The organism is Microbacterium sp. NPDC089190 (genome assembly GCF_040701795.1).
Classification (GTDB): domain Bacteria; phylum Actinomycetota; class Actinomycetes; order Actinomycetales; family Microbacteriaceae; genus Microbacterium; species Microbacterium galbum.
The window spans coordinates 894760-905526 of the sequence record NZ_JBFBHF010000001.1 but is presented as its reverse complement, the minus strand read 5'-3'; the positions used below and the strand labels follow the sequence as shown (position 1 = coordinate 905526).

The 10767-nt window shown below is 66.0% G+C and carries 10 protein-coding genes; 4 read left to right on the top strand and 6 right to left on the bottom strand.

The features are described 5' to 3' along the window. Window positions 1-4 precede the first annotated feature (4 nt). Window positions 5-1159: a glycosyltransferase gene (locus AB0230_RS04520; protein WP_315993639.1), complete on the bottom strand. Its 1155-nt coding sequence runs from the start codon at window positions 1157-1159 to the stop codon at window positions 5-7. Window positions 1160-1322: 163 nt separating this feature from the next. On the opposite strand from AB0230_RS04520, the gene AB0230_RS04515 reads away from it, so the two are divergent. Next, window positions 1323-3086 carry a DUF4012 domain-containing protein gene (locus tag AB0230_RS04515; RefSeq protein WP_363387119.1) on the top strand — a complete coding sequence of 588 codons (1764 nt, stop codon included), beginning with the start codon at window positions 1323-1325 and terminating at the stop codon, window positions 3084-3086. Between the two features lie 51 nt (window positions 3087-3137). Here the strand turns inward: AB0230_RS04515 and AB0230_RS04510 are convergent, their stop codons facing one another. Next, window positions 3138-3422: a hypothetical protein gene (locus tag AB0230_RS04510; RefSeq protein ID WP_315993637.1), complete on the bottom strand. Its 285-nt coding sequence runs from the start codon at window positions 3420-3422 to the stop codon at window positions 3138-3140. Continuing rightward, window positions 3419-3901 (bottom strand): GtrA family protein, encoded by a 483-nt coding sequence (locus AB0230_RS04505; RefSeq protein WP_315993636.1) that lies wholly within the window; start codon window positions 3899-3901, stop codon window positions 3419-3421. Before AB0230_RS04505 ends, AB0230_RS04510 begins: the two co-directional genes overlap by 4 nt. 62 nt (window positions 3902-3963) lie before the next feature. On the opposite strand from AB0230_RS04505, the gene AB0230_RS04500 reads away from it, so the two are divergent. Genes AB0230_RS04500 through AB0230_RS04490 form a run of 3 tightly spaced genes read left to right on the top strand, consistent with a single transcriptional unit; the run spans window position 3964 to window position 6757 of the window. Then, a complete protein-coding gene (locus tag AB0230_RS04500) occupies window positions 3964-4746 on the top strand; it encodes a glycosyltransferase family 2 protein (RefSeq protein WP_176776565.1) in 783 nt (260 codons plus the stop codon). Window positions 4747-4748: 2 nt separating this feature from the next. Then, window positions 4749-5225 (top strand): VanZ family protein, encoded by a 477-nt coding sequence (locus AB0230_RS04495; RefSeq protein WP_315993635.1) that lies wholly within the window; start codon window positions 4749-4751, stop codon window positions 5223-5225. Next, on the top strand, window positions 5222-6757 hold the full coding sequence (locus AB0230_RS04490) for a hypothetical protein (RefSeq protein WP_366374196.1): 1536 nt from the start codon (window positions 5222-5224) through the stop codon (window positions 6755-6757). The genes AB0230_RS04495 and AB0230_RS04490 overlap by 4 nt, the downstream gene beginning before the upstream one ends. Window positions 6758-6831: 74 nt before the next feature. On the opposite strand, the gene AB0230_RS04485 is transcribed toward AB0230_RS04490, so the two are convergent. From AB0230_RS04485 to AB0230_RS04475, 3 genes are all read right to left on the bottom strand, one after another. Next, window positions 6832-8280, bottom strand: a complete 1449-nt coding sequence (locus AB0230_RS04485) for a glycosyl hydrolase family 28-related protein (RefSeq protein WP_366374194.1) — start codon at window positions 8278-8280, stop codon at window positions 6832-6834. A gap of 439 nt (window positions 8281-8719) precedes the next feature. Further along, window positions 8720-9322 carry a low molecular weight phosphatase family protein gene (locus AB0230_RS04480; protein WP_366374192.1) on the bottom strand — a complete coding sequence of 201 codons (603 nt, stop codon included), beginning with the start codon at window positions 9320-9322 and terminating at the stop codon, window positions 8720-8722. Continuing rightward, a complete protein-coding gene (locus tag AB0230_RS04475; protein ID WP_366374190.1) occupies window positions 9322-10743 on the bottom strand; it encodes a polysaccharide biosynthesis tyrosine autokinase in 1422 nt (473 codons plus the stop codon). The genes AB0230_RS04480 and AB0230_RS04475 overlap by 1 nt, the downstream gene beginning before the upstream one ends. Window positions 10744-10767 lie beyond the last annotated feature (24 nt).

Sequence of the window (10767 nt, the reverse complement as noted above, 5' to 3'; positions counted from 1 at the left end):
GGCGTCAGCGTTCCCGTTCCTGCGCTTCGTTCTTACGGTCGCCCGCGGGGTTCAGGTGCGCGCGCAGGAGCCGTTCGTACGCGGCGTTGACGCTCTCCCACGAGTACGCCTCGCGGGCGCGCCGCACCGCCGCCGCGCTGAGCTGCTGCTGTCGCTCGGGGCTGTCGAGTAGTCGACGGAGGGAGTTCTCGATGTCGGCCGGAGCCGGGCCGGTGAACTCGCCGGCGTCCGTTCCCAGCACCTCGCGACTGTGCACGGTGTCGCGCGCCACGATCGGCGCCCCCGCGGCCATGGCCTGTACGAGAGCGGGGTTGGTGCCGCCCACGCTGTGGCCGTGGAAGTACGCGCCGGCGTGCTGCCAGAGGCTGTGGAGGCGGTTGTCGTCGTGCACATGGCCGAACCAGTGGAAGCGGGGCAGACGCGTGGCGAGGGCGGCCGCGCGGTCGTCGAGCTCGCCGCCGTAGCCCGCCGAGCCGACAGCGATCACGTCGTGGGTCTCGGCCAGGCGCTCGGCGGCGTCGAAGAACGGGCCGACGGTGTTCTCCGGCACGAAACGTGCGACCAGCAAGGCGTATCCGCGGTGCGAGAAGCCGGGTTCGACGGGCAACGGTGCGGGCACGTCGGCACCGTAGGGGATGAACTCTCCCCCGACGCCGAAACGCGATTGCCACGCGTCACCGATGGTGCGTGCGTCGACGACCCGTTCCGTGGACCATCTGGCCGTGACGTGTGCGCCCGCTTTGAAGACGGCTTTCCCCAGCGCGCTCCATTTCTCGCGTTCCCATTCGAGACCGTCCACGTTGACGATCGTGGGGATGCCACGAGCGCGCAGCATCGGGAGCCAGAAGCCGTTCGCGACATTCATGATGAGCGCGACGTCGGGTCGGCGACGAACCGCATCGAAAGTGGACGTGAACCCGTACGACAACGTGCTGAGAGCGCGCGAATCGACTCCCTTCGTCTGCCGTGAGACCACCCGGCGGTCGCGTTCGGGATCGTCGGGTTCGATCGACCCGGGACGCCCGTACACGGTCACATCCCAGCCGTGATCGACGAGGTAAGGAGAGAGCCGGCGAACCGCGGTTTCGAATCCGCCGTAATAGCTCGGATACCCCCGGGTGCCGATGATGGCGACGGATGGCGTGCGGTCGGATCCCACGCGGCTCCTCGTCTTTCGGCGGGTAGGAGTCGAATGAGCCCCCAGGGTGAGCGCTCTGCGCATCAACCGTCTTTCCATTCGACTCCGCTAGCATACCGATTTGCGCGATGGGCCCTGTTGCGCACGACGCCGGACCCTGGACTCGCGGCGTGAACGGAATGTGATGTCGCGTATCTCCCTCACCCGCCTGAGCCCCACGAGAATTGCGTGGATCGCGCTCGGCGTCGTCGCGGCGTTTCTCGTCATCGTCGTCGCGGCGGTCGGAATCGGCGCATTCATCGCGCAAAAAGAATTGCGCGCCGCCGTGCCCGTGGTCTCTCAACTGCAGGACGAGTTCGGGGGCGACGACCCGGCAGCCGTTCAGGCGTCCGTGAAGACGCTGCAGGGGCACGCAGCGGCCGCGCGCGGGGCAGCCGACACCCCGTTCTGGTGGGTGGCGGAGCAAGCACCGTTCGTGGGCCCCACTCTGCACGCGGTCCGAGAGTCGACTGTCGCGATCGATGAGCTGGCGCAAGGCGTCCTGCCCGCCCTGTCCGACATCGACCCGGGTCTCCTGCGCCCGACGGGGGGAGTGTTCGACATCGCCGCGCTTTCTTCACTCGCCGGCCCGGTGTCGACGGCGGCGGATGCCGGAGAGCGCGCGGCCGATGCCCTCTCCGGCGTCGACCTCGCCGACACGCCGGGCATGCTGCGTGGGCCGCTCTCGCAGCTCACGGGCGCCGTCGATGCCCTGCAGCCGGCGCTGTCTCGCGCGAACGCCGTGATGCCGCACCTGTCGACGATGATGGGCGCCGACGGCGCGAAGAACTACCTGCTCCTCGTGCAGAACAACGCTGAGGCGCGCGGAACCGGCGGCATCCCGGCATCCGTGGTCATGCTCCGCTTCGACGGCGGCAAGCTCGAGATCGCCGCGCAGGCGACGAGCCGTGACTTCACGAACAAGCGCGAGACGCCGATCATCGACCTCGACCCCGAGGTTGTGAAGCTCTACGACGACAAGGTCGGTCGGTACTCGCAGGACATCACGTCGACGCCCGACTTCACCCTGTCGGCCGAACTCGCCAAGGCTTACTGGACCGAGTCGTTCGGCACGCAGATCGACGGGGTCATCTCCATCGACCCCGTGGTGCTGTCGTACATCCTCCGGGCGACCGGTCCGATCACGCTGGCGACCGGTGACAAGTTGACCTCGAACGACGCGGTGAAGATCCTGCTGAGCGATGTCTACGCCAGGTACCCCAAGAACGACGACCAGGACGCGTTCTTCGCCTCAGCTGCCGTGGAGGTCTTCGACGCGGTCTCCTCCGGCGACTTCAAGCCTGTCCCCTTCGCAACGGCCGTTGTTCAGGCGGTCGACGAGAACAGGGTCTACTTCCATTCCTTCGACGACGGCATCGAGTCCGCATTCGACGGATCGCGTCTGTCCGGCCCGCTGCCGGAGAGCGACGGCCCCGACCAGACGACGCTGGGTGTGTTCGTCAACGACCTCACCGAGGGCAAGCTGAGCTTCTACACCTGGATGTCCGCCGACGTCGTCGCCGACCGCTGCTCTGCGGTGCCCACGTACACCACGACGGTGACCTTCGTGAATGCGCTCGACCAAGCGACCTCGGACGGTCTTGTGAACTACGTCGACGGCGCGCGGCACTACCCGAAGGGAACGATCGGGACGGACATCCAGTTCTACGGGCCCAGTGGCGCGCGATTCGTGAAGGCGACGATCGACGGGACCGACGTCGAGATCACCAATGGTGAACACCTCGGCCGCCCCGTGGGTCGCATGTGGGTCGTCAACGGGCTGCAGCAGGCGCACACGCTGACGATGACGTTCGAGGGCGCGCCCGAAGACGGCGGCGAGGTGTCGCTCGTGCACACCCCCATGGTCAACCCGGTGCGCACCAGTGTGACCGAGACGGCGTGCGGCTGATCGGGTACAGCGGTTTGTCAGGAGCCTGGCGATGCCGGTCCGCGGGGTGACTCAGAGCACCGCGAAGAGGTAGGCGTATGCCGCAAGAAGGCCGAGGTTGATCAGTCCCGCGATCGGGGCGAGCACGCCCACCGAGCCGCGTCGCAGGATCACCGCGACGACGGCGAGGGCCAGGCCGAGCACCGCACCCGCGGCGCTCAAGGCGAGGGTGCCCGTGAGCGACAGTGTCTCGACGAAGGCCGCCCACAAGCGCGCGACGACCGCGAGCTGCACCCCGATGGAGGCGAGCGCGGCGAGCAGAGACAAGGTGCCGAGCACGCGGGGGGCGGTTTTCACGGGGCGAGCCTACCCGAGGGGCTTTCGGCGGCTGGAATCGTCCGCGCCGGTGGGAACACGACGAAGTGATAGAGCACGAACCGGATGACGGTCACCCCGCCGATCGCGAACAGGTTGACGACATTGAGACCCACGGGGTCAGCCGCTCCGAACACGGCCTCGAGCGCGCGTGCTCCGAGCCAGACGGCACCCGCACCGAGACCCGTGCAGGCGGCGTTGACGAGGAGGAACTTCACCATCTGCCGCCCGGCACCCGTTCGTGCGCGCGAACGGAAAGCCCATTCGCGGTTGCCGATATAGGCGTTGACGAGGGCGATGAGCGACGCGACGATCTTCGCCGCGACGGGACCCATCCCCGTCAGAAGCAGCAGATTGAAGGCGGCGATCTCGATCGCGGTGCTGATCGCGCCCACGATGAGGAAGCGGGCAGACAGAGCGCCCGCACGACGAAGATTCCGGCTGCGCCCCACGAGTGTCATACGCTACATGTTCGGGGGAATTGCCGGGTGAATCCGTCCCGGCTGAGAGCGGGGATGCCAGGGTGCAGGCGCAAGACCATGTTGCGGTCGTGATACCGGCCTTCAATGAGGCCGAGGCTCTGCCGTCCTTCCTCGCGGAGATCCACGCCTCGTTCGAGAGCATCGGTGTCTCCGTTTCCGTGATCGTGGTCGACGATGCGTCCACGGATGCCACCAGCGACGCGGCCGCCCCCCTCGCCGACGTCATCCGCTCCCCGCGCAATCAGGGTCACGGCCCCACGGCGCTCGCCGCGTACGAACAGGGCCTCCGCAGCGGAGCCGGGATCATCGTGCACGTCGACGGCGACGGGCAGTTCTACGGAGACGACATCGCCCGCGTGGCCTCGGCTCTCGACCACGCGGAGGCCGATGTCGTGCACGGCGTGCGACGCGGGCGCACCGATCCCTGGTTCCGGCGCGCCTTGAGCGGGCTGGTGCGGTTCGCGGTGTTCCTGTTGTGCGGGAGGTCCGTCCCCGACGTCAACACTCCTCTCCGCGCCTACGGGCAGGCGGCTTTGCGTCGCCTCGTCGACGGTGTCCCGGCGGACGCCCTCGTCCCTCACGTGCATTTCTCCATCTCCGAAGCACGCGAACGGCTGCGGGTGCGGTACGTCTCCGTCGCCAGCATCCCCCGTCGCGGCGCGGTCGCACAGGGCACGATGTGGGGTGGCGGGCGTGCGCGTGCCGTACTGCCTCCGCGTCGTCTCGTGCGATTCGCCGCCCGAGCGCTCGGTGAACTGTGGCGGGTCGACATCCTCGGCTCCGTTCGGCGCGGGGTTCCGCACGACGCGACCGTGCGCGGCTGATCGTGCGTCACCTGTTCGCCTGGACGGGTCTGGGGCTCTGCCTCGCCGTCGTGCTGGCGGCCACGTTGTCGCCGACACCCATCGACCAGGGGTACGAGAGCGCCATCGAGCGCGTCCTGTCGATCCTGCATCGCAATGGTGTTCCGCAGTGGTTCGGCTACCGCTGGCTTGAGTTCTCGGCGAATATCGCCATGTTCGTCCCCCTGGCGTATTTCCTCTCCCTCGTCTTCCCGACGCGATTCTTGTGGCTGGCGCTGCCCCTCGTGCCCGCCCTGTCGGTCGCGCTTGAAACGCTGCAGTTCTTCGTGCTGCCGGCGCGCTTCGCAACCGTCAACGACGTGATCGCGAACACCGTGGGGGGTTGGGTGGGAGTCGCCGCGGCGGCGGCGACGGTGGCTGCCGTCCACGCCCGGGACCGGCGTGTGCTGCAGAAGTGGCGTGAGCGCAACGTCGTCGGTGTCCGCGAGTCCGTCGGATGACGCGCCTGACCGCGCGCCCCGCGCTGCTCACGGCGGCATCCGCCCTCATCGTGAGCCTGTCTGCCTACGTGCCGATGATCGTCAGCGGTCACATCACGCGTGACTCCGGAGTCTTCCTCTACACGGGAATGGTCGTCTCGCGCGGGGGAATGCCCTATGTCGACTCATGGGATCACAAGGGCCCGCTCCTCGCGGTGATCGAGACCCTCGCGTGGCGTCTCGGGGGTGGCATCGTCGGTGCTCCGATCCTCGAGGCGATCGTCCTTTTCCTCGGGCTCACCGTCGCGGGCCTGGTCTGGGCGCGGTGGATCCGCGCATGGGCGGCCGTGGTCGTGCTCATCACCGGCGTGACCTATCTCGGGGTTTTCGAGGGGGGCAACTTCACGGAGACGTGGCTGTTCCCGTTCCAGCTCGTCGCCTACAGCCTCGTCGCGGACATCGTGCTGCGCTTCGGGCGGGACGCTCCCGCACGGATCCTCGTCGGAGCAGGCATGACACTTGGCCTCGCCGCATCCGTCGGTTTGTTCACGCGTATGAACAACGTCGCGGGTCTGCTGGTGCTCGCGGGTGTGTGCGTCGTCTTCTTCCGGCGGCGCCTCGCCGTCGCTGCGTCCGTCATCGGCGTCATCGCCGCGGTCGGCGTGGCGCTGACCCTGTGGTTGTGGACGGGTGATGCCCTGCGGGCGGCGGTGGACCAGTACGTCCGATACAACCTCTTCTACTCCGAGGGCACGCCGCTGGGGGAGCGCGTCGCTTCTTTCGCGACGCTGGCCCAGCTGCTCGTCTCGGGAGCGGTCGTCGCCGCCGCGCTCGTCATGATCGGCGCCGTCCTCATGAGGCGGATCGTCGCGAAGGGCACGTGGTCACCGGCCATGACCGTCATCGTCGTCTTCATCGGGGTCGGAGTGGTCGACGCGCTCTCTCAGATGGCGTCCGGCCGACCATACCCGCACTATCTCGTCGTGGCTATCGCCGGATTCGCCGTCGCTGTCGCCGGAGCCGGTGCCGAGGTGTCGTCGGCGGTCGGGGAGTGGTGGCGCAGAGAAGCACGCGCTCGGCAGCGTACGAGCCGAGCGATCGGACTCATTGCGCTCGCGGCGATCGTGCTGTCCGGCTCGAGCACGACCGCCCTGCAGGGCCTTCGCACCACGCTCGGCGCGGGCGTGTTCACCGCCGGCTCTTATCAGGCGCAGATCGTCGACCGTGTCCTCGCCGAGACGAGTCCCGACGACCGTGTGCTCGTGCACGGAGCGGAGACGTGGATTCTCGCGGCTTCGCAGCGGTTGTCGCCGACGGCGATCACCTACTCGTTGCCTGTCGAGCAGGGATACGCCGGCTTGCCGGCGCAGTACCTGGCAGACGTGACAGCCTTTCCGCCGGCCCTCATCGTGGAGTCGCCCGTGTCGTGCGGGATTTCGATCGCGTGTCCGGCGGATAAGGACCACTTCGCGGGGCTGGCGCCGTGGGTGGCAGGGTCATACGACCTCGAGGGGGACGTGGTCGGGTTCCAGTTCTGGATTCGCCGCGACTAACCGGGAGCTCTTGTTTGAGAGCGCGTCTCCTATCCCGTGCGGTAGCCACCCTGAGGAGTGTCCGCGGGCGTTGATCATGCTGTTCGGCTGATCTCATGCCAGACATCCCCCGAACAAACGAGCGTGATGCAACCTCCGCCAGATGCAGTCAGATCAGCCGCCAGCAACAAGGCGGGGTTCTTGGCGCTTATGGTTACAGTCGCCCCAGCTGGTAACAGAATATTGACTACCCTGCCTGCGTAGCTCGGCTCTATGCGTGAGATTTGTCCCGCCCCGGCGAGCCGTACAGTGCTTCCCCACGGGGGGAGAGTCAGCGTTGCCATCGTCGAGATTTGCGGGACGGTATCTGCTCCGAGGTCGGTTCCACAGACCCGGAGCCGCGTCGATTCACTGAGAATGGACGCACCACTGAGCGTGTCTTCAGCGCAGCACACTCCGCCCGTGAGGACGGAATCATCAGCCTTTCCGGTGGAGACGTAAGCGAACGTCTGAGTCCGTTGCTTCCCCCTGCTGGGGATAGTCGCTCCGTCCGTCGGGGCTGGAGACTTGACCTCCTTCAATGGCTGCTCATCGTCCCACGCGCTGCACCCTGTAATCGCCCATCCACCACCGCCCTCGTTTCGAATAGCCGCGGCACTCGTTGCGCTCTTGGAAGCGGCGTCCCCGACATTCGCTCTGCCGTTCTGAGTGAAAGAACATCCTGTGATGGTCAGAAAGTGCGTGTTAATTCCGACCAAGCCCGAGCCGCCGTTCTGCCATACACGGCCGGCGCTCACGACCGAGTGATCGCCTCCGCCGTTCTCGAAGCGGATCCCGTCCCCGAGATTGGTCTCGGCCTGGCAACCGTTCAAGATATGGCTTCGGGAAGTGACCCGGAAGCCATGTCGGTCATCCCCCGCATTGCGGTCGGTTCCCGATTGCCAAACGTGAACGTTCGAGAGATTCTGAGACGAGGATTCGAGAAAGACCCCAGACAACCCAGACCGCCCGACATCGACATTCGACCAGAGGCCGTCGGTTGATCCCCCGGCATGCCCGGCTACAGTTCCGAACACATGGATGCCGTACTGCCCCGCGTCTCTGATGATCACATTCTCGATCGCATGGACCAATGCTGGACCAGACTCCCCAATCGCGAGCGCTGTGCCAGGGGCGTGGGTGAGCACGCAGCCATCGACGCGCGTGTAGGCCTGATTCAATGCCAGCAGGGCTGCGCCATTTCTGGCACCCCCACCGTCCAACCGCAAGGCTTCGACTGCGGAGTATGCCGCGTTCACCGAAACCAGGGGATCGGAGGAGGTGTCGCCCGCCAGGAATGAGATCCTGGTAGCTCCCGCACCGTCACCGCGGATGAGGAGCGGTGTGCCCTCGTCGACGACGATTACTCCTCCGCGGACACGATACTCACCGGCAGGAAAGTAGATGGTGGCCGGCGCTCGGGACGCCTGAGCCTCTTTCATCGCCGCCTGCACGGCGCCCGAGTCGTCGGACGAGTCGTCGCCGGTAGCGCCGAAGTCCCTCACGTTGAGGACCGATGTGGAGAGCGAAGCGGGAGGTGGAGGGGAAGGTTGCCCGCGCTGTGCCGTGGCGACGGCGCCCGCCGCTGCGACACCGGTCATCAAAATGAGATCACGGCGGCTTGGCGATAGTTGCCCAATTATGGTGCGCACTCTCGCACCATATCGAGCAGTTTGCAGACCGAGGATCGCCCCCAACAGGCGCATAGCTTATTCAAAGATGCAACAACGTCTTGCCTCTCGAATGGCATTTTCAAGGGGGCCCCAGTTCTTCCGAGGCAAGGCCGACGGACAAGGTCCGTGACCTGGTTGCGTGCGTCCCTCTGGCGCGGCCAGCGTCGCTGCCGAACCGGTTGTCACTTTGACTAAGTCGAGCGTGGAGTCACGATGGAAATGAGTCGACGGTGATGCGGCGACACCTCACACCGTGGCTGGCACCCGATACTCAGACTGACGCGATGGTCACAGCGCGCGAGAGGAACTCGGACACACGCCGCGCCGCGGGGACGAGCTCCTCAAACGATTGACGGTAAACGTCGTCCGACTGGCGGTAGGGGTCCACCACATCGAAGTCGTCGGCGTCCTCAGGTGGAGGGACCGTCCCGCGCATCGCGGCAGCGAGGGCTACGGCCGACTTCAGGGCGGCCGTGGGGCCTTGCCCGCGCGCGACCTCAACGGCCTGTGGGAGACGATCCTCGACTGCGTCAGCAATACGAGCCAACTCGCGGAGCGTGAAGGTACGTCGCATTGCGCCCGGCGCCAGCTCGACCACCCGTCGACGGTGCTCCCTCGCCATGCCCAGGATGAGACTGGAGCTACGGATCATCTCCGTGTCGAGCTGCCGTGCAACATGGAGGGAGGCGTCGAGGTCATAAACGCCCGCCAGCCGGCGGCCGGGTTCTGGAACGCCGCTCCCCACCAGCGCACCGATTCCGGCACTCTCGACGGTGACTGTGGGGTACGAGGAGAGCTCCTCCGCCAGGATCAACTCCGCAATCGGTGACCTACATACGTTGCCCGTACAGACCGAGAAGATCTTGAAATCCATCAGCTCGCCTCATTACGGCGCGTTCGCCGACTGGAGGCGGCTGACTTCTTCGGTTCGTCGTGCCCCGCGGTGTACGAATAGGAGCCGTATCCGTAACTGTCGGGACCCTTCGAGGGGAGCATCGTCACGATCACACCGAAAAGTCGGCTGCCGATCGCTCCGATCTTTTCCACGGCGGCGGTGAGCTGCGGTTTCCGGGTGGTCCCAGAGGCTGCAACCATCAGGACTCCGCTTGTAAATCTCGAAATCACGGCAGCATCCGTTACAAGAAGCAGCGGCGGCGCGTCCACGAGTACGTAGTCGAAGGCGTCTGCGAGTGCTTCGAGAGTTCGCTGCATGGCTTGGCTGCCCAGAAGTTCGGAGGGGTTGGGAGGTGTCCTGCCTGACGGAAGGACGAAAAGCCTCCCCGTACCCCACTGCTGGAGAACGTCGACGAGTTCAGCCCGCCCGATGAGAACGTCGGTAAGACCGACCCCTCCCTCTATACCCATGTAGTCAGCCACGCGGGGGAGCCGGAGGTCACCGTCGACCAGGGCTACCCTTGCGCCGGTTTCCGCGAGCGCGATTGCCAAGTTCGCCGTGGTCGTGGACTTTCCTTCGCCCGGCCCGGCACTGGAAACGACGAATATTCGGGATGAGCCGTCGACGTCCACGAATTGCAGGTTGGTTCGCAGGCTTCGGAACGACTCCGCGCGAGGGTTCCGGGGGTCCGCATGAACGATGAGTGGGCGCTTCTTCGCGTCGGGGTCGAGAGCAATGCCCCCCAGGACCGGAGCCTCTGTCGCGGCCTCGATGTCGTGCAGAGAGTGAATCCTCGTATCCAGGACGGTACGGAGAACTGAGATGGACAGGCCAACCACGAGCCCAAGGATGAGGCCGAGAGCGATGTTCATCGCGACATGCGGGGATGAAGGAGATGTCGGCACCAGCGCTGGCGCGATCGTCTCTACGCGTACGAGGCTTGCGGTGTCGCCCTCGGGCTTCTCCAACTGGTTCACCACGACGTCGGCAAAGTTCTTCCCGACAGAGTTGGCGATGGCGGCCGCCTGTTCAGCGTCCGCATCGGAGACCCGTATGGAGATGATCACCGAATTGGTGGAGGCCGAAGGTGCCACCGACTTCGCCAACGTCTGCGCTGTCGTGTCCAAGTTCAGGTCGTCGATAACGCGGTCGAGCACGAGGGCGCTGTCCACCACGTCGACGAAACTTACGACTGCCTGCCTCGCAAAATTGGTGCCCTGCGCCAACTCGCTCACACCCGAGCTATCGGACCGGACCGACACGTACAACTCTGTGTTCGCTTCGTAGGTAGGAGTCTGAAGCAACGAGTAGCCGAACGCCCCGGCGCCACCGAGGACCGTCAGCGCAAGTATGAGGACCCAGTTCCGATGAAGGATCCTGAGATAGTCGCGCAGTTCCAAACCTGGTCCATTCGCCTAGCGGTT

Coding starts and splice junctions, on each gene's coding strand:
- AB0230_RS04490 (WP_366374196.1), top strand. CDS start 5,222: ATGACGCGCCTGACCGCGCGCCCCGCGCTGCTCACGGCGGCATCCGCC.
- AB0230_RS04480 (WP_366374192.1), bottom strand. CDS start 9,322: ATGGATTTCAAGATCTTCTCGGTCTGTACGGGCAACGTATGTAGGTCA.
- AB0230_RS04515 (WP_363387119.1), top strand. CDS start 1,323: ATGTCGCGTATCTCCCTCACCCGCCTGAGCCCCACGAGAATTGCGTGG.
- AB0230_RS04505 (WP_315993636.1), bottom strand. CDS start 3,901: ATGACACTCGTGGGGCGCAGCCGGAATCTTCGTCGTGCGGGCGCTCTG.